This window comes from Streptomyces sp. NPDC052236 (assembly GCF_044548015.1).
Taxonomy (GTDB): Bacteria; Actinomycetota; Actinomycetes; order Streptomycetales; family Streptomycetaceae; genus Streptomyces.
In genome coordinates this window covers 53,016-71,470 of the sequence record NZ_JBIUBL010000020.1, presented here as the reverse complement: position 1 = coordinate 71,470, position 18,455 = coordinate 53,016, and the positions used below count along the sequence as shown (strand labels likewise).

Genomic DNA, 18,455 nt, shown 5'->3' with positions numbered 1-18,455 from the left:
CACGGTAGGCGCCCCTGAAGCCGACGATGGAGCCCCTGCGTGAACCGCTGGGGGTGTCTCGTCCGATGAGGGTGTGTGAGCGAAATGAACCGGGGGAGTCCGGGCGACGCCGAACTGTTGCGGGCCGTCGCGGACGGGGACCGTCGTGCCTTCGAGGAGCTGTACCGCCGTTACGCACCGTGGCTTGTGCTGCGGCTGCGCGGGCGGTGCGCCGATCCGGCGCTGGTCGACGACGTCGTACAGGAGGCGTTCCTGGACGTGTGGCGGGGAGCTGCCCGCTATCACCGTGACGGTGACGTGGCTGGCTGGCTGTGGCGGATCGGGTCGCGCCGCCTGGTGGACGCGCTGCGTGGCGACGGGGCCCGTGGCCGACTGCGCCAGGCGCTCTCGCGGCTGCGCCATCGCGATGAGGCGTCCGCTGAGGAACATGTGCTGGCCCAGGTGCAGCACGGCGACCTTGCGGGATCGCTGGCCCGGCTCTCGCCGGAGCTGCGGGCGGTGTTGCAGGCCACAGTGATCGACGGCCTGACGACACGTGAGGCGGCCGTCCTGCTCGGTATCCCGCCGGGCACGGTCAAGACCCGGGCCATGCGCGCCCGAAGGCAACTGCGGGAAGGGCTGGTATGAGTTGGCACGCGGATGACGGGGACTTGCGGGAGTACGCCCACGGGGTTCTGGCGCCGGCCCGGCTGTGGTCCGTCGAGACTCACCTCGCCGCCTGCGCCGACTGCCGGGCGGCGCTCTCGGCACATGTCCCGCCCGCCGAAATCAGCGCCGGTTGGGCCCGTCTGGACGCCGAGCTGGATGCCCCGAGGCCCGGTCCGGTCGAGTCGCTGCTGACCCGGGTGGGGGTCGCCGACCACACCGCGCGGCTGCTCGCGGCGACACCGGTGCTGCGCCGCTCGTGGCTCGGGGCCGTGGTACTCACCTTGCTGCTCGCGGTCGTCGTGGGTCTGGCCGCGTCGCCGCTGATGCTGTTGGCCACGGCGCCGCTGCTGCCGCTGGCGGGGGTGGCGGTGTCGTTCGGGCCGGGGCTGGACCCGACGTACGAGATGGCAGTGGTCGCGCCGATGCACACCTTCCGCCTGCTGATGGTACGGACGGTCGCCGTGCTGTCGACGACGACGGCACTGAGCGGGCTGGCGAGCCTGGCGCTGCCGTCGTTCGGCTTGGCGGCGCTCGGCTGGCTGCTGCCGGCCCTCGCGCTGACCTCGACGGGGGTCGCGTTGATGGCCCGGCTGGGGCCGGTACTCGCGCCGACGCTGGTCGGTGGCGGCTGGACCGCCCTCGTGGTGCTGAACCACCTGCTGGCGTCCGGTACACCGGTGCCGTTCACCGCCGCTGGGCAGGGCGCGGCGGCGGTGGTCACGGTGGTGGCGACGGTACTGCTGGTGGCGGCGCGGGACCGCTTCGACAGCGGTCGTGCTCTCGATCCTTCCCTTCGATCCCTTCGATCCCTTCGATTCGCAGCCAGGAGGCTGTCATGACACCACCCACGGTTTCGGCCGCCGGGCTGACCCTGAGTTATCGCGGCACAAGGGCGGTGGACGAGGTGACGCTGCTGCTCACCGAAGGTGTCACCGGCCTGCTCGGGCCGAACGGTGCGGGCAAGACGACGCTGCTGCGGATCCTGGCGACGGCGACGCCGCCGGACAACGGAGCGTTCACCGTACTCGGGCACGATCCGAGCACGGTCCATGGACGGCGGGAAACACGAAGGACGCTGGGCTATCTGCCGCAGAATCCCGGGTTCCATCCGGATTTCACCGCCTTCGAGTTCATCGACTACGTGGCGATCCTCAAGGAACTGACGGACCGGCGGGTCCGGCACGCCGAGGCCCGGCGGGTCCTCGACGCGGTCGGTCTCGCGGATGTGCGCGGCAAGCGGATACGGAAACTCTCCGGTGGCATGCGGCAGCGCGTGGCGCTGGCGGCGGCCATGGTCGGCGATCCGGGATTCCTGGTTCTGGACGAGCCCACGGTCGGGCTGGACCCGGAGCAGCGGATGCGGTTCCGGGAGCTGATCGCGGAGGCCGGCGAGGGCCGGACGGTGCTGCTGTCCACCCACCAGACGGAGGACGTGGCGATGCTGTGCCGCCGGGTGGTGGTGATGGCCGAGGGCCGGGTGCGTTTCGACGGCACACCCGCGGAACTGACCGCGGTGGCCGATGGCCGGGTGTGGAGCAGCGGGGAGCGGCAGCCGGGCGCCCGGGCCGGATGGCGCACCGGGACGGGCGAATTCCGTAACGTCGGGGATCCGCCGGCGGGCGCCCGGCTGGTCGAGCCGACGCTGGAGGACGGCTATCTGCTGACGCTCGGCGGCGACACGGTGTCGGAGGTGGCGGCATGACGGCCGTGACCGAGGCCCCGGTCACGGCGCCGCCCCCGGCGCCGACCGCGGACGGACGGCGGGCGGTGCTCGCGCTGGCCCGGGTGGAGGCACGGCGCCTGCTGTCGCATCCCCTGGTGCTGGCCGCCTCGGTGGCGTACCTGACCTTCCTGCTGTGGCCGGGCAGCGCGCCGGAGGACGACTATCCGGTACTGCAGGACATCGACCGCGAGACACAACTGGGACAGCTGATGCTGGGCCTGGTGGTGATGATCGCCGCGAACCTGGCAGTACTGCGCTCACATCGGCACGGCACGGACGGGTATTTCGGGGTGATGGTACTGGAGCCGTGGCAGCGCACCTGTGCGCATGTGCTGTCGGTGCTGCCGACGGTGCTGGTGGGGGCGCTGATCGTGGCCGGGCAGTTCACGGCAGCGGCACTGAAGCCCGGGGCGGTGGGCCACGGGTCGCTGTTCGAACTGCTGACGGGGCCGCTGCTGATACTTCTGCCCGCGGTCCTGGGGGTGCTGCTCGGCCGGGTGGTCCGGGCGGCTTTCGCGGCTCCGCTGGCCGCGGTCGCCTTCTTGGCGGGCATCTTCATCTTCGCGGCCTCCTCGGGGACCGTGGCGTGGCTGCGCGGGATGGCCCCGGTGGTGTTCGACGAGGGCGCACGGCCGCTTCCGTCCGACCTGCTGGGGCGGCCCGCGGGATGGCACGCGCTGTATCTGCTGGCGCTCTCGGTGCTGGCGGCGGCGGGAGCGGTACGGGCGAGTGGCGGCCGGGGGCGGGTCGTACGAGCCACCGCCCTGGGGGCACTCGGCGCGGTCGTGGCCGCCGTCGTGTTCCAGGGCATGGCGCCGTCGGACGCGGTGCGGGAGGCACGTGAGGTGGCGACTCGTACTCCGGTGGCGGTGCAGGAGTGCGAGCGGCGCGGGGGGACGACGTACTGTGCCTTCCCCGAGTTCACGCCCTGGATCGACGAGTGGGCGCGGGTGGCGGACAAGGTGCGGTCGCTGGCCGGCGGACCGGAGACGACGCGGGCACTGACCGTACGGCAGAAGGTCGCCGCCCTCGACGGACCGTCGGGCATCGCGGAACTCTCCCCCGCCGCGCCCGGGGAGCTGACGGCGAGCACGGCGTGGGGCGGCGAGCGGGAACTGGAGTTCGCGGCGAGCGTGGCCCGGGGCCTGGTGGTGGGGGACGAGCAGTACCGGGGAGCGCACTGTGGCTCGCAGAGCGTGCTGATGGTCTGGCTGGCGATCCGCGCGACCCGGAACGGCGAGGCCATGTTCGCCAGGACCGGGGACAACTTCGGCAGCCCCGGGATGATTCTGGCTCCGGTCGACCCGATCCACCTGCGGGGCCGCGAATACGCCGTGATCCAGCGGCTGCTCGCCGAGCCCCAGGGGGCGGTGGCGCGCCAGGTGAAGGCGTCCTGGGCGGAGCTCTCCGCCCCCGGTACGACCACCGACCGCGCGGCCACTCTGCTGGGCGTCACCGCCCCGGCGGAGACGGCTGACGACCGCGAGTGGAAGTGCGCATGAGGCAGCGGATCATGGTGGCAGCGGCTCTGATGCGCCCCACGGTGCGGTCGCTGCCGTGGACGCTGCTCGCCGCCGGCTGGGGGCTGGGACTGGTCATCGCCGCGGTACCGGTGCTGTTCTCGACGGAGTTTTCGGCGGCGGTGCTGGTCAACGTGGTGCGGGTGGCCGCGTTGTGCGGGGCGGTGGGGATGGCGTTCGTCCTGGACGACCCGGCCCGGCACACCACCGGAGTGCCTCCTGTACCGCGCCCGCTGCGGCAGGCGTTGCGTGCGGCTGTGGTGCTGCTGGTGGGCGCGGCATGGTGGACGGCGGTGCTGGGTGTCGTACGGGCGGGCACCGACGCCGCACGATGGGCCGCACTGCCGTCGGGGGCGGTGACGGTCGAGGCCGGCGCACTGTCCGGGCTGGCGCTCGCGCTGGCCGCGGCGGTGGTGCGGTTCAGCGCGGTGCAGGTACCCGGACCGGCCGTGGCGGGCACCGCGCTGGTGCTGCCGGTCATGGCCGGTGTGCTTCTCCCGCCACCCTTCGCGCTGTTCGTACCGCTGGGCGACCCGCGCTGGGAGGACGCCCACCTGCTGTGGAGCGGCGTTCTGGCCGCCGTGCTCGCCGCCTGGGCGCTGTGCGGTCCGGAGCCACACCGCCGGGTCGGCGGCGCGCGTGGCGGACGCCCCGGGCCGTGGCGGATGAGGTTGACCCGGTCCACTCGTCTGCGACCCGGCGAGTAGCGCCTCCGGCGTCATAGGACGTCGGATGGGATCGAGCAGAGCGGAGCTGGGCGCCCGCTCAGGCGGCTCGATGGCTGTCGACAGCGCCGCAGGCGCCGAGTCATCAGGGGAAGATGCCCACCACGTCGCCGTGCGGGATTATCCGAAAAAGCTTCGAAACTTTCGATGAGGGTATGCCTTGGACTGGCTCTCGTGACACGCGAGAGTTTTAACCATCACCCGATTGGAGTGGTCGGGGATGGTCATTTGACCAGGATGAAGGCTGTTTCAAGGGGCCTTGACTCCGCAAAGGTTTCGCAATCACCGCCGAAACTATTGACAGTTGACAGGGTCAGGCCAACACTGTCGCCGTTGGCGGAGCTCAACCACTGTTGATCCGGGTCGCCACGGTGACCCGGTCCTCCGGTCGCCGAGCGCACGACGACCGGCAAGCCAGGCCGTCGTCTGTTCAGCGACAACCTCGCAGGGTCGTGTCACGCTGCCTGGCCCCGACCGCCCTCACGAGGACGAGGAGGAAGCACACACATGAACGACGCCCCCGCACCCTCGACGAGCCGCAGGCGCGGCCCCTTCGGGACGCTCAGCCGCTTAAGGCTGCTCATCACCAGTGCCTGCGCCACAGTGCTGGTCGCTGTGGCCGCGCTGACCCTGCCCGGCACCGCCAGCGCCGACACGGTCATCACCACAAACCAAACCGGCACCAACAACGGCTACTACTACTCGTTCTGGACCGACAGGGGCGGGTCGGTCTCCATGAACCTGGCCTCCGGTGGCAACTACAGCACCTCGTGGAGCAACACCGGCAACTTTGTTCTCGGCAAGGGCTGGAGCACCGGCGGACGCCGCAGTGTGACCTACTCGGGCACCTTCAACCCGTCCGGCAACGCCTACCTGACTCTCTACGGGTGGACCACCAACCCGCTCGTGGAGTACTACATCGTCGACAACTGGGGCACGTACCGGCCCACGGGAACGTACAAGGGCACCATCACCAGCGACGGCGGCACGTACGACATCTACAAGACGACGCGATACAACGCCCCCTCCATCGAGGGCATTCGCACCTTCGACCAGTACTGGAGTGTGCGGCAGTCGAAGAGGACCGGCGGAACCATCACCACCGGCAACCACTTCGACGCCTGGGCAGGCGCCGGCATGAACCTGGGCACCTTCAACTACATGATTCTCGCGAGCGAGGGATACCAGAGCAGCGGGAACTCCAACATAACTGTCGGCGACGCCGGTTCGGGCGGCGGTGGCGGCGGCGGTGGCGGCGGTGGTGGTAGTGGCTGCTCCGCGACTCTGTCCGCGGGCCAGCAGTGGAGCGACCGGTACAACCTCAACGTCTCGGTTTCCGGTTCCAGTAACTGGACCGTGACGATGAATGTTCCCTCCCCGGCGAAGGTGCTCTCGACCTGGAACATCAGCGCCGGTTATCCCAGTGCCCAAGTGCTGACCGCCAAACCCAACGGCAGCGGCAACAACTTCGGCGTCACCATCCAGTCCAACGGCAACTGGACCTGGCCGGCCGTCTCCTGCAGTACGAGCTGACTCCCGAACACCCGAAACACGACACCAGTGGCGCGGGGGCCCGTGGCCGCCGCGCCACTACCGCCGTTCCCACAGGCTTGGGTAAGCCGCCATCGACGTACCTGACCGCGGTAATTCTCACCGTAGCGAGGCCCGGCCCCTCTACGGTGGGCCGGTGACCGCCTCCCTGCTGCTGTGCGCAGACCCGCTGCGCCCCACCCGTTGTGACCCGCACTTCGCCCCACAGGCCGCGGCTGCCCGGCTCGCCGGGGCGACGGTGGCGTTGATCGACCACGACGCCCTGCTCGCCGGCCGCGCCGACGAAGCCGTGCGCCGCGTGCCGCAGGGCCTCGGGCCGGCGTGGTACCGGGGCTGGATGATCCCCGCGGCGGCCTACGCGGACCTGGACGCGGCGCTGGCCGTTCGCGGCGCCCGCCTGTGCACCGGCCCGCCGATGTACCGGAGGGCGCATGAACTGCCCGGCTGGTACGACGCCTTCGCCGATGTCACCCCGACCAGCGCGTGGACGGCCTGCGCCCCGTACCAGCCGCCCCCACCCACGGTGCTGGCCGCTGTCGCCGCGACCCTTCCGGCCGGGCCCGGAATCGTGAAGGACTACGTCAAGTCCCGCAAGCACGACTGGGACCAGGCCTGCTACCTGCCTGACCTCGCCGACACCGCCGCCGTACACCGGGTAGTGGCACGCTTCGTCGAACTCCAGGAAGACACCCTGGCGGGCGGCATCGTGCTGCGCGCCTTCGAGCCGCTCCGTCGGGCGGCCGGCGAAGCCAGGGTGTGGTGGCTGGACGGCGAACCGGTGCTGAGCACCGCCCACCCCGACACCCCCGGTCTGCGGCCCCGGCCCGCCCTCGACAGCATCCGGCCGGCGGTGCGCGCGCTGGCCTGCCGGTTCGTCACCACCGACCTCGCCCAGCGTACGGACGGCACGTGGCGCGTTATCGAGGTGGGCGACGGCCAGGTCAGCGACCTGCCCGTCGGCACCGACCCCGCCACACTCATCACACCGCTGCTTGCCGGGACACGTTGAGGTCGATGCGACAGACACGGTGACCTCTAGACGTACACCGGGAAGGACGCTTGGAAGGCAAGTCGGCAGTCGGCTCCGTTGCCGACGCGACCGAGCAGTTCGTCGAGGGCGAGATACTCCTCCCACGGCTGTCTGCCTGTCGCTCGGGCCAGTCGTGAGATGACGAGGTCTTCGAGATCTGAGACGCGCTTGTTCTTCCAGACCTTGTCGGCTGTGCTCACCAGCAGGTCTTCGAGGGTCACATCGGGATCGGTCCATGCGGCGTGGGTGCCGGCGAAGCGGGCGAGATCTGGGTCGAATCCGTGGGCCAACAGCAGTTCCCGCCCGGTCTCTTCGTGCGATGAGCCGGGTCCGGACAGTTCGGCGATGTGCACCGTTTTGCCGATGTCGTGTGTCGCTGCTCCGAAAAGAACAGCTTCACGGTCGACAGTGAGGTCCGGATAGCGATGCTCTGCCCAGTCGACCAGTTGAAGTGCTACGTCGTGGACGGCACGCAAATGGGCAGCCAGCCGCGGCGGAGCGTTGAGGGAGCGGAGGAGATCTGCCACAGGAGGCGGGAGCGGCCGCAGTGGCGGGTCGGCGGGGGCGTACAGGGCTCGGGACAGGACGTCTGATGATGCCACCGGGTCAGGCTACTGGGGCGCGCCGCCCGGCCGGAGTCCGTCAGGCGGGCATGACGGCATGGATACGGGAGAGGCTGAAGACTCGTTCGTCCTCGCGCAGGTGGCAGTAGGCGTAGAGAAGAGGCGGGTCGAATCTGAGGGCGCTGAGCGTGCGGATGGTGTGGTTGCCCGACGACGCGACGTACTCGATGGTGAGCGGTTCCTTCTCGTGGATCGCATGCGCGAGCTGCCGGATGTCGGTGAGCGTCAGTGCTTTCGCCCAGCCCGCGAGGATCTCCTCGGTGTCGGTCTGGAAAGGGATGCCCTGCTCCGGATCGGGGTGAGGCGCTCGGTCGGGGGCGGCCAGCAGGCGGACCGCGAGCTCCGGGGGTCGGCGCTGGGGTCGTGTCGCGGTGCGGCGTGGGCGGGGGAGGGGGCGGGGTGTGGCGCGGGGCCGTTCGGGGCGTTCGAGGCGCACCGTGCCGTCGTCCGTTTCGGCCGCCGGGGCGTATCCCGCGGCGCGCAGTGCGTCCAGGGTCTCGGGCAGTGGGAGGCGGCAGAGCAGGACAGTCGGGGCGAGCCTGCGCAGGCCGAGTGCGGACAGCGCGCGGTGTGCGGTGATCTCGCCGAGCAGCGCCGTGTCGTCGCTGTGGAGTACGCATGCCGCCGGGGCCACGCGGACCTGCCCGTGACGGCGCGCCGCGTCGGTGATCAGGTAGCCGAGGGGCTGCGGCAGTGGTCCGTCTGTCACGGCGGACAGATCGGTCCTCATGCCGTCCGCGGTGCGTCCCGCGTCGAGGGCACGGCGCAGTGAGGCCGTACTGAATCGCCACACGGAGGCGGCCGAGCGGGTTTCCCGGTCGGCGAGCGCGTCCAGGAGTGCCGCCAGGCCGGCGGTGGGCTGACCGGTCACCACGGCGGTCAGGTCCGCGCCGAGGCGGACCGTGCCGGTGGCGGTGGGCAGCAGACCTGCGGCCCGGTCGCGCAGCATGGCGGGATCGTCCGAGGTCAGGGCGGCTCCGAGCGAGGACAGGGCGCCGCGCCCGAGCACGCCGAGGAGCTCGGCCTCCCGGATCAGCCCGGCGAACGGTGTCGCGTCCTGCGGGAGTTCGTCCGCGAAAGGACGCTGCCAGGCGATACGGTCACCCAGGTCGGCCGGATCGCGCACGCCGTACCCCTCAGGCAGGTCCGCGAGGGCGGTCAGCAGCCCCTGCCGGGCAGCCAGGCAACCGGCGCAGGGAGGGGTCCGGCCCACCGCCGGCACCGCCTTGTTCTCGTCGTCGCGCGAGCCCGACGGGGTGCAGCCGAGCTCCCACCAGGCCTGGAGCAGTACGGGATACTGGTCGGCGGGCTCCTGCCCGGCCCAGGCGTCGTACGCCGCCGTGACCAGCAGCGCCCTGCCCTCGTACGCCAGGAGCCCGGCCGCGTAGGCGCTCTCCAGCACCATCCGGACCACGGGCTCCTCGCACTGGACGGCCTTGCCCATGCGGGCCAGTTCGCGGGTCCCGATCCCACCCGACTTCAGTGCGGCCGGCGGGTGCGCCGCGCACTCGGCGAGCAGCGCGGCGGCCTGCCCGGCGAAGGCCGTGGCCGCGGCGGCTGCCTCGCGGTCCACCTCGGCCGCCATGAGACGCACCAGCTTGGGCTCCGGCGGCCCAGGGGTGAACGGGGCGTGCCAGCCGGGGCCGCGGAGCGCGCGTGTCACCTCGGCGGGCACCCGGGCAGGCTGGTACGCCCACTCGTGCCCGACCAGCAACGCCCGGTCCAGCAGCCAGCGCCTCGCGGAGTCCGGAGCGGGTGCGCCACTCATCAGGAGTACCGGCGGCTCCTCGCCGGTGTGCTGTTCCAGCAGCTCCCGGGCGCGTGGCGGGGCAGAGGCGATCAGCTTGCCGAGCAGACCGGGGTCGCCGTGGTGCTTCAGTACGGCCTGGAGTCGATCCTGCTTTCTGGTCACGGGCGGGAGCCCCAATGCCGACGCGATCTGGCGCAGTTCTTCGGAGGTCTTGGCGGCGAGCAGCTCCTCGAGTCCGGGCCCGAGGCCGAGCGGCGTCTGCCAGGCCTCGCGCAGTGCCGCCGCCATGTGCAGCTCACCCGACGCGCCGGGCCAGGCCAGGGCGTGCTCGGCGAGCATGCTCAGCGCCACCTCGACTGCGGCGCCGTCCGCCTCGAGCAGCTGCTCGAGGCGGGCCGGGTGAACAGGCGGCCGCAACGCGGCGAGCGCCTCGGCGGCCTGCAGGCACGGCAGCGGCAGCCGGGGAATGACCAAGGCGACGGAACCTGGCCGTTGCAACCGGTCGGCGAGCTCGCCGAGAGTCGCCGGCTCCGGGGCGCGTACGGCGTCGGGGCGGGTTTCCAGGATCCGCCGCAGCCGGTCGGCGTCGAGCGTGCGGAGCCAACGGGTCAGCGCTGAACTGCGGGAGCCGCTGATGGGTATCACCTGTTCTGAGGTACCGAACTGAGATTGACCTCCCCACGGTAGTGTCTGTCTTCCGCCTGGCCCTGCGGGCTTGACAAAACCGGCCGACTCTTCTAGTGATGCCCCGCGTGCCCCGCGATTCCCGTGCCAGGGCATCCGCGGACGGCCCCGGACTGCCGACGGTGCCCGTCGCCGGGATGAGGGTCCGCAAGACGCGTGAATCCGCGAAGAGGAACAGCCTCGCTCTGCTCCACGCGGCGATCCCGGCCGCCGTTACCCGTCTGCCCCTCCCGCACGGGTGAAGCTTCTGCGGCACTGACGTGCTGCCCGACCGGGCGTTATGGAGCGTCAGCCACCCGAAGGGCCCATGGCCTTACTCCCATGCGGACGTTCTCCGGTGGTGAGGAGTCGCGATCCGGTTGAAGGTGATCACGTCGCTGCTGCGATCCGCTTGAGCCGGCACAGGGCCGGCCTTCGCAGTCGTGGCGAAAGGAATGACCCCATGCGCATTACCCGCACCCTGTTCGCCTCGGCCGCCGTCACCGCGGCCCTCGCGATCTCCGCTCCGGCAGCGAACGCTGTGACGGCCGCCGAGCTTGTGTCTTTGGCCAGTGGCACTTCGTACAGCAGTGACGACCACGACAAGGACGACCACGACAAGGGCGACAAGGGCGACCACGACAAGGGCGACAAGGGCGACTACGACAAGGGCGACAAGGACGACTACGACAAGAAGGACGACAACGGCGACAAGGACAAGGACAAGGACAAGGACGAGTACAAGGACAAGGACAAGGACAACGGCAAGAAGGACGAGGACAAGGACGAAGACAAGGACAAGCCCGAGGGCGGTGTCCACGCGGGTGCCGGAGCGCTCGCCATGACCCCGGCCGGCGACGACGACCACGACAAGGGCGACCACGACAAGGGCGACAAGGGCGACTACGACAAGAAGGACGACAACGGCGACAAGGACAAGGACAAGGACAAGGACAAGGACGAGTACAAGGACGAGTACAAGGACAAGGACAACGGCAAGGAGGAGGACAAGGACGAGTACAAGGACAACGGCAAGAAGGACGAGGACAAGGACGAAGACAAGGACAAGCCCGAGGGCGGTGTCCACGCGGGTGCCGGAGCGCTCGCCATGACCCCGGCCGGCGACGACGACCACGACAAGGGCGACCACGACAAGGGCGACAAGGGCGACTACGACAAGAAGGACGACAACGGCGACAAGGACAAGGACAAGGACAAGGACAAGGACGAGTACAAGGACGAGTACAAGGACAAGGACAACGGCAAGGAGGAGGACAAGGACGAGGACAAGGACAACGGCAAGAAGGACGAGGACAAGGACGAGGACAAAGACAAGCCTGAGGGCGGTGTCCACGCCGGCGGCGGCGGCATGACACAGACCGGAGGCAGCCTTGCCGCAGGCTCCGTGCTGCTGCTCGGGGGCCTGAGTGCCGGGACGTACATCCTGCGGCGCCGCACATCGGGTTCCGCCGCGTCCTGATCACGCTCTCCTTGCCAGTCGCTGCGCTGCCGCGGTCGCCTTCATCCCCGGAGGGGCGACCGCGGCGCCGGCCCCTTCGGCCCGCCCCCTCACCACCGCCCTGGTCACGAAAGGCAACCGCGCCATGGCCGCCCGGCAGTCTCCCCAGACGAAGCCACCCAAGCCACCCCGGACCGCACCCCTGTCCCGCACGCGCCGCCGCGCTCTGCTGCTGCCCGTAGCAGCCGTGGTGCTGGGTGCCCTGCTGATCCACAACGACCTGGACACCCCCGCAGGTCTCGAACCGCAGGCCGGTCCGGCAGCGGTCGCCCCCGCCACACCCCACGCCACACATCCCTCCCCGTCGCAGTCGGCTGCCCGCGCCGGTCTGGCGCTGCCGAGGTCTGTGCCGAAGCGGATCTCAATCCCGGAGATCGACGTCGACGCGCCGTTCACCGCGCTGTCGATCGGTGCCTCCGGACGGCTCAACGCACCACCCAAGGACGACAACAACCTCGTCGGCTGGTTCGAGGGCGCGGCGTCGCCCGGCGAGCGCGGTTCGTCGATCGTCGTGGGCCATGTCGACACCATGACCGGTCCGGCCGTGTTCTTGGAGCTCAGGTTGCTCAAGCCAGGCAGCAGGGTCGACATCACCCGTGCGGACGGCATCGTCGCACGGTTCAAGGTCGACACCGTCGATACCTTCAGCAAGGCCGACTTCCCGGACGACCGGGTCTACGCCGACACTCCTTCGCCGCAGCTGCGCCTGATCACCTGCGGTGGCAATTTCGACCAGGAGACCCAGAACTACGAGGACAACGTCGTGGTGTTCGCCCACCTCGACTCGGCCAAGCGCGCCTGACCCGATCTCGAGCCGTAGGAGCAGGGCGAGGGTCAGGGCCGCATGGCGGCGTGGACGCCGGCTGTGTCCACGAACTGCTCGAAGCGTACGATCTGCCCGCCGCGCACCGTGAAGTGGTGGGCGACGCGTACGTTGAGTGCCTTGCCGGCGGCCTTGTTGGTGGCCGTGTAGAGGGCGAGGACAACCACGTTCTGCCCCTCGGTGACGTATGTGTCGTCGTGGGCGGTCCAGTCGTCCCAATCGGCGCCGAGTCTCTCCATTACCTGGGAGGTGACGCCGGTGGGGGTCCGGTAGGTGCCCGCGAGCGGGAAGCCCGCCATCTCGGTCCACTCCACGTCCGGGGCGAGGGTGGCGCGCAGGGCTTCCAGGTCTCCTGCGGCCGAGGCCAGGTACTGGCGGCGTACGACGTCGGCAGGGGCAGGGGCGGGCGAGCCGGTCAGCCCCATGTCATCTCACCCTTGGCCACCTTGGCACCGATCTGCGCGGCGATGAGCATGCCGTGGCCGGGGTGGCGCCGGGTCAGCGCGTCGGTGAGTGCGGCCCCGTCCGCGGCCTTGCTCAGCTCCTCCTCGAAGGCGACCAGGTACTCACGGGTACCGGTGATGGCGCTCAGGTCGGTGGCGGTACCGGGCAGCCGGTGGCCCGGGACGACGAGCCGCGGGTCGAGCGCGGCCATGTCGTCCAGCAGGGCGATCCAGGCGGCACGCTGTTCGGGCCGGGCGGTGTCGGCGACCCAGACGTGCTCGCCCTGGAAGAGCAGCACACCCGCGAGGATCGCACGGTACTCGGCCTGCCAGAGGTAGTGGCGGTCGGGCAGGCCGGCGGGGCCGCCCTTCAGCTCGAAGCGGTGGCCTTCGAGAGCGATGTCGCCGGTGAGCGGGGTGAGGTCGACCAGGCGGGTGGGCAGGTTCGCGCCGAGGGCCGCCCATGCCTTGAGCTTGCCCTCGTAGGAGTGCTGGATGTGCTCGATGACGTGCGGGGTGGCGACGAACGTCGCGTCGGGGAAGGTGTCGGCGACGACCTCGGCGCCGAAGTAGGAGTCCGGGTCGCCGTGGCTGATGAAGACGGTCGTCAGCGTCTTGCCGGCGTCGAGGATCTCGGCGGCCAGGCGGTGGCCGTCGGCGCGGGTGAAGCCGGCGTCGACGAGCAGGGCCTCGTCCTCGCCGGTGACGAGGGTGGCGGTCTTGTTCTTGCTGCCGACGGGGAAGTCGAGGTCGAGGACCTTGAAAGAGAGGGTGCTCATGGAAAAGCTCCTTGATCACATGCTCGGGGCAAGCAATTCACCTGACGCGACAGTAACTGATGCGTCAGGTATTCCTTCGAGCGGATCCTGGATGACCGCTGATCGCTGTGCTATCCAAGGCCAGTGATGACTTCCAAGATCCACAGCAGCCCCTACGGCGCGGTGCTGTGCGACCTCGACAACGTGATCCGTTTCTACGACACGAGCCGGGTGGCGGAGCTGGAGCGTGCCGCGGGGCTGGCGGAGGGCGCGACCGCGAAGGTGGCCTACGCACGGGAGACGGACATGCCGTTGCTCCTCGGCCAGATCGCTCAGCACCAGTGGGTGGAGTCGATCGTGCTGGGCCTTACGGGCGGCGGCCAGGTATCGCAGGCGCAGGCGCGTGAGCTGGCTACGGCACTCGCCACGGCGCCGTTCCGGGCCGACCAGCCGGTGGTGGCTCTCCTGCGCCGGGTACGGGCGCACCTGCCCCTGGTCCTGGTGACGAACGCGACCCCGGAGCTGGAGAACGACCTGGCGTCGCTGGGGCTGGCGGATCTCGCGGACCATGTCGTCAGCAGTGCCCGGGTGGGGGTGGCCAAGCCGGACCCGAGGATCTATGAGATCGCGGCCGAGCGGGCGGGTGTCCCCATGGACCGGTGTCTCTTCGTGGATGACCGGCTGGAGAACATCGAAGCCGCGGTCGCGCTCGGGATGACCGGCGTGCTGTTCCGCGAACCCGCGGATATCCGTGCGTCGTTGAGCTTCCTCGCGTAACGGACTCGCCGCCGAGGATGGCCGCTGAAACCCGCCGGCGGGGCATCACCCGAGCCCGGACCGGGGTTGCCCCCGGCCCCCGTTGTGCTCCGGGCCGTCAGGGACGGCTGGTGAGGTAGCCCCCCATCGAGGTGAAGTAGTCGGCCGCGGGCATTTCCTCGCCGTCCTGGGTGCGTACGCGCGTGATGGCCAGGCCGTGGTTGCGGCCCGTGCGGGCGTCCGCTCCCGCGACGATCACCACGCCGCCGCCCTCGCGGTAGAAGACGCGGCCGGGCGTGCCTCCGTAGCGCCCCTCGGACACGACTGCCGCCAGGATTTCGAGGCGCTTGCCCCTGTGGTACGTGAACGCGCTCGGATACGGGGCGGACTGGGCGCGTACGAGACGTTCGAGGTCTTCCGCCGGCCAGGTCCAGTCGATGCGGATGTCCTCGGCGGACCGCTTGTGGAAGAAACTCGCCAGCGACCGGTCCTGCTTGGTGAAGTCCGTGCGCCCGGCCGCGATGAGGTCGAGCGCGCCCGTGGTGACCGGGGCGATGAGATCGACCGTCTTGTGGAACAGGTCTGTGGCCGTGTCCGTCGGCCCGACCGCCACCGCCTGCTGAACCACGATGTCGCCGGCGTCGAGCTCGTCGTCCATCATGTGCGCGGTGACGCCGACTTCACGCTCTCCGTTGATCAGCGCCCAGATCAGCGGGGAGAAGCCCGCGTACTTGGGCAGCAGCGAGTCGTGGACGTTCAGTGTGCCGTGGCGGGGAAGTCCGAAGATGCGCGGCGGGATCCATGTCCGCCAGTTGTTCGCCACGATGATGTCCGGGGCGGCCTCCTTGAGGGCGGCGAACAGCTCTTCGTCGTCCGGCCGGTTGCGGATCAGTACGGGGACTCCGTGCTCCTCGGCGAGTTCGGCGACGGAGTCGCTCCAGATCTTCTCGTACGCGTGCTCACTCCTGGGGTGCGTCACGACCAGCACCACGTCGTGCTCGGAGTCCAGGAGAGCTTGCAGGGTGCGGTGCCCCCAGGTCTGGTAACCGAACATGACGACCCGCATGGGTTCCTCCTGGAGCAGTAATGGACCGGCGCAAGTAAAGCAAGGCTAACCTAAGGGTGCAACGGGGCGTGATTTGGGTTGTGTTCGCGCCCACGGGCTCCCGGTTTCCGGGGGGTCCCTATCGACAGCTTCACGAGATGAGGTTAGCTTTACCTAAGTTCGGGCTGGGCCGCCGCTCCATCGGTGTGCCCTGCCGCCCCCGATTTTCCCCCCAACGCCTGACAAGCGGCTGCCCCGCACGATGGGAGTGACATGTCACAGGCTCTTCCTGACGACGCCCCACCCACCCACGACCTCATAGGAATCGGCTTCGGACCGTCCAATGTGGCCATGGCGATAGCGCTCAGCGAGCACAACGCAGGCGTCGACAGGCAGGAGGCGGTCACTGCTCACTTCTTCGAGCGGCAACCGCGCTTCGGCTGGCACCGCGGCATGCTGATCGACGACGCGACCATGCAGGTGTCCTTCCTCAAGGACCTGGTGACACTGCGGAATCCGTCGAGTGACTTCAGCTTCCTGTGCTACCTGCAGAGCAAGGGGCGGCTGGTCGACTTCGTCAACGGCAAGAGTCTCTTCCCGCTGCGGGTGGAGTTCCACGACTACTTCGAGTGGGCCGCGGCCCAGGTGGACGACATGGTGTCCTACGGGCACGAGGTCGTCGCCGTACGTCCCGTCGTACGCGACGGAGTCGTGGAGTACGTCGATGTGACGGCCCGTTCCGGATCGGAAGTGGTGGTCCACCGGGCACGCAACCTCGTGATCGGCACCGGCCTGCGGCCCCAGATGCCCGAGGGCATCGACCGTACGGACCGGATCTGGCACAACTCCGACCTGCTGGCACGTGTGGAGGGTCTGGCCGACGCCGACCCGTCTCGCTTCATCGTGGTCGGGGCGGGCCAGAGCGCCGCCGAGAACGTGGCCTTCCTGCACCGCCGCTTCCCCGAGGCCGAGGTCTGCGCCGTCTTCACCCGCTACGGCTACAGCCCCGCCGACGACAGCAGCTTCGCCAACCGGATCTTCGACCCCGAAGCGGTGGACGAGTACTTCGCGGCCCCCGACGAGATCAAGCGCAAGCTGATGGACTACCACGGCAACACCAACTACGCCGTGGTGGACATCGACCTGATCGACGACCTGTACCGCCAGGCGTACCAGGAGAAGGTCCTGGGCACCGAGCGGCTGCGATTCCTCAACGTGTCCCGCCTCACCGACGTCGTAGAGACCCCGGACAAGGTGCGTACCACGGTCGAGTCGCTGGTCACCGGAGAGAAGACTCCGCTGGACGCCGATGTGGTCGTCTATGCCACCGGCTACCGGCCCGCCGACGCCCTCGGGCTCCTCGGCGACATCGGGGAGCACTGCCACCGCGACGACCAGGGCCGGGTCCGCGTCCAGCGTGACTACCGCGTCGCCACGGACGCCGCACTGCAGTGCGGAATCTATCTGCAGGGAGCCACCGAGCACACGCACGGCATCACGTCCTCCCTGCTGTCGAACACGGCGATCAGGGTCGGCGAGATCCTTGAGTCGATCGTGGACCGGCGCCAGGAGTCCGCCGCGGACCCGTCCCGCACCGCCGAGGACGAGATCAGCACGCCCCTCTAGGGACGCCCCTCCAGGGACGAGCGACAACGCCTCTTCGCCTCATCTGCTTCACCTCCCCCACACCCACACGCCTGCCCGGCAGCTGTCTCCCGCCGGGCGGGCGTGGCGCACGCACCGTGAACGTGAAACCTCCGTGAAAGGAAACACCCGTGTCCATTGGTACGCGTCCCGCGCTGACGAGGTTCGCCACACTCGTCCCCCGCGTGGCTGTCGCCGCTGTCGCCGCTGTCGCCGCGCTCGCCCTGACTGCCTGTGGGGGCGGTGACGGGTCCGACGAGACCGAGTCGAAGCAGCCCTCCGGGCAGGCGAACGCCGGGGCCTTCCCCGTCACTGTGGAGCACAAGTACGGCTCTACGACGATCGAGGCGGCGCCGAAGAAGGTCGTCACCCTGGGTCTGTCGGACCAGGACACGGTGCTGGCGCTCGGTGTGAAGCCGGTCGGTTCGATCGACTGGTTCAAGGAGCAGCCGTACGGCAAGTGGCCGTGGGTCAAGGACCTGTGGGGCACCGCGAAGCCGCAGGTCGTCGGTGAGCGCGACGAGTACAACATGGAGAAGATCGCGGCCCTGAAGCCGGACCTGATCGTCGCCTCGTACTCGGGGATGAAGAAGGAGCAGTACGAGACGCTGTCCAAGATCGCCAAGGTGGTCGGGCAGCCCAAGGGCCACGAGGACTACCAGGCGCCGTGGCAGGTCATGACCCAGCAGATCGGCAAGGCGCTGGGCAAGGAGGCCGAGACCGGGAAGCTGATCAGCGGCATCGACGCGCGCTTCAAGGCCGTGCGCGACACACACCCCGAGTGGAAGGGCAAGACGGTCACCGTCGGCGAGCCCTATGAGCCGGGCAAGTTCGCCGCGTTCTCGCCCAAGGACCCGAAGACCGTCTTCCTGACGGAGATGGGGTTCACCACGCCCGCGGCGTTCAGCAAGGCGCTGGGCAAGGAGACCATCGCCGACCTCAGCTCCGAGCGCCTCGACGTCATGGAGGCCGACCGGACGGTGTGGCTGGGCACTCCCGAGACGGAGAAGGCCTTGAAGGCCGACCCGCTCTACAAGAAGACCAAGGTCAACCAGGAGAAGCGGGACCTGTTCCTGCCGTACGACAACCCCGACATCGGCGCCGCGCTGTCCTTCAACACCGTGCTGTCCATTCCGTACGCCATCGACCAGGTCGTACCGATGCTTGAGGCCATCAAGTAGGCACCGAGCAGGACTGACCACTCATCACTGAAGCACAAGCAGGAAAGGGACTC

The 18,455-nt window shown here is 69.6% G+C and carries 17 protein-coding genes; 12 read left to right on the top strand and 5 right to left on the bottom strand.

The window, feature by feature from the left end; translation table 11 throughout:
- Positions 1-84 precede the first annotated feature (84 nt).
- The 7 genes from ACIHCQ_RS28825 (at position 85) to ACIHCQ_RS28795 (ending at position 7,176) form a co-directional block, all read left to right on the top strand.
- On the top strand, positions 85-627 hold the full coding sequence (locus ACIHCQ_RS28825; RefSeq protein WP_399668718.1) for an RNA polymerase sigma factor: 543 nt from the start codon (positions 85-87) through the stop codon (positions 625-627).
- Positions 624-1,487 (top strand): zf-HC2 domain-containing protein, encoded by an 864-nt coding sequence (locus ACIHCQ_RS28820; protein ID WP_399668447.1) that lies wholly within the window; start codon positions 624-626, stop codon positions 1,485-1,487. Before ACIHCQ_RS28825 ends, ACIHCQ_RS28820 begins: the two co-directional genes overlap by 4 nt.
- Positions 1,484-2,350, top strand: coding sequence for an ABC transporter ATP-binding protein (locus tag ACIHCQ_RS28815; protein WP_399668444.1), 867 nt, complete (start codon positions 1,484-1,486; stop codon positions 2,348-2,350). Before ACIHCQ_RS28820 ends, ACIHCQ_RS28815 begins: the two co-directional genes overlap by 4 nt.
- Positions 2,347-3,873 (top strand): ABC transporter permease, encoded by a 1,527-nt coding sequence (locus ACIHCQ_RS28810; protein ID WP_399668441.1) that lies wholly within the window; start codon positions 2,347-2,349, stop codon positions 3,871-3,873. The genes ACIHCQ_RS28815 and ACIHCQ_RS28810 overlap by 4 nt, the downstream gene beginning before the upstream one ends.
- Positions 3,870-4,598 (top strand): ABC transporter, encoded by a 729-nt coding sequence (locus tag ACIHCQ_RS28805; protein ID WP_399668439.1) that lies wholly within the window; start codon positions 3,870-3,872, stop codon positions 4,596-4,598. Before ACIHCQ_RS28810 ends, ACIHCQ_RS28805 begins: the two co-directional genes overlap by 4 nt.
- Before the next feature lie 525 nt (positions 4,599-5,123).
- Positions 5,124-6,149 carry a glycoside hydrolase family 11 protein gene (locus ACIHCQ_RS28800; RefSeq protein WP_399668436.1) on the top strand — a complete coding sequence of 342 codons (1,026 nt, stop codon included), beginning with the start codon at positions 5,124-5,126 and terminating at the stop codon, positions 6,147-6,149.
- 154 nt (positions 6,150-6,303) lie between these two features.
- Positions 6,304-7,176, top strand: coding sequence for an ATP-grasp domain-containing protein (locus ACIHCQ_RS28795; RefSeq protein WP_399668433.1), 873 nt, complete (start codon positions 6,304-6,306; stop codon positions 7,174-7,176).
- Between the two features lie 26 nt (positions 7,177-7,202).
- Here the strand turns inward: ACIHCQ_RS28795 and ACIHCQ_RS28790 are convergent, their stop codons facing one another.
- Together ACIHCQ_RS28790 and ACIHCQ_RS28785 are read right to left on the bottom strand one after the other, a co-directional pair.
- Positions 7,203-7,799, bottom strand: a complete 597-nt coding sequence (locus tag ACIHCQ_RS28790) for an HD domain-containing protein (RefSeq protein ID WP_399668430.1) — start codon at positions 7,797-7,799, stop codon at positions 7,203-7,205.
- A gap of 40 nt (positions 7,800-7,839) precedes the next feature.
- On the bottom strand, positions 7,840-10,215 hold the full coding sequence (locus ACIHCQ_RS28785; RefSeq protein ID WP_399668426.1) for a helicase-associated domain-containing protein: 2,376 nt from the start codon (positions 10,213-10,215) through the stop codon (positions 7,840-7,842).
- Positions 10,216-10,696: 481 nt separating this feature from the next.
- Between ACIHCQ_RS28785 and ACIHCQ_RS28780 the strand changes: the two genes are divergently transcribed.
- Both ACIHCQ_RS28780 and ACIHCQ_RS28775 read left to right on the top strand, forming a co-directional pair.
- Positions 10,697-11,713 (top strand): hypothetical protein, encoded by a 1,017-nt coding sequence (locus tag ACIHCQ_RS28780; protein WP_399668423.1) that lies wholly within the window; start codon positions 10,697-10,699, stop codon positions 11,711-11,713.
- A gap of 124 nt (positions 11,714-11,837) precedes the next feature.
- Positions 11,838-12,554, top strand: a complete 717-nt coding sequence (locus ACIHCQ_RS28775; RefSeq protein WP_399668420.1) for a class F sortase — start codon at positions 11,838-11,840, stop codon at positions 12,552-12,554.
- 32 nt (positions 12,555-12,586) lie between these two features.
- Here ACIHCQ_RS28775 and ACIHCQ_RS28770 read toward each other — a convergent pair whose 3' ends face one another.
- Positions 12,587-13,000, bottom strand: coding sequence for a nuclear transport factor 2 family protein (locus tag ACIHCQ_RS28770; protein WP_399668417.1), 414 nt, complete (start codon positions 12,998-13,000; stop codon positions 12,587-12,589).
- Positions 12,991-13,797, bottom strand: a complete 807-nt coding sequence (locus tag ACIHCQ_RS28765; protein WP_399668414.1) for an MBL fold metallo-hydrolase — start codon at positions 13,795-13,797, stop codon at positions 12,991-12,993. The genes ACIHCQ_RS28770 and ACIHCQ_RS28765 overlap by 10 nt, the downstream gene beginning before the upstream one ends.
- 126 nt (positions 13,798-13,923) lie before the next feature.
- Here ACIHCQ_RS28765 and ACIHCQ_RS28760 point away from each other — a divergent pair, with 126 nt between their 5' ends.
- Positions 13,924-14,553, top strand: a complete 630-nt coding sequence (locus tag ACIHCQ_RS28760) for an HAD family hydrolase (protein ID WP_399668411.1) — start codon at positions 13,924-13,926, stop codon at positions 14,551-14,553.
- A gap of 97 nt (positions 14,554-14,650) precedes the next feature.
- Here ACIHCQ_RS28760 and ACIHCQ_RS28755 read toward each other — a convergent pair whose 3' ends face one another.
- Positions 14,651-15,598, bottom strand: coding sequence for a methionyl-tRNA formyltransferase (locus ACIHCQ_RS28755; RefSeq protein WP_399668408.1), 948 nt, complete (start codon positions 15,596-15,598; stop codon positions 14,651-14,653).
- A 252-nt stretch (positions 15,599-15,850) separates the two neighbouring features.
- Between ACIHCQ_RS28755 and ACIHCQ_RS28750 the strand changes: the two genes are divergently transcribed.
- Together ACIHCQ_RS28750 and ACIHCQ_RS28745 are read left to right on the top strand one after the other, a co-directional pair.
- The gene (locus ACIHCQ_RS28750) at positions 15,851-17,203 is read left to right on the top strand and encodes a lysine N(6)-hydroxylase/L-ornithine N(5)-oxygenase family protein (RefSeq protein ID WP_399668405.1); all 1,353 of its coding nucleotides are present in this window, start codon (positions 15,851-15,853) and stop codon (positions 17,201-17,203) included.
- Between the two features lie 149 nt (positions 17,204-17,352).
- A complete protein-coding gene (locus tag ACIHCQ_RS28745) occupies positions 17,353-18,402 on the top strand; it encodes an iron-siderophore ABC transporter substrate-binding protein (protein ID WP_399668402.1) in 1,050 nt (349 codons plus the stop codon).
- Positions 18,403-18,455 lie beyond the last annotated feature (53 nt).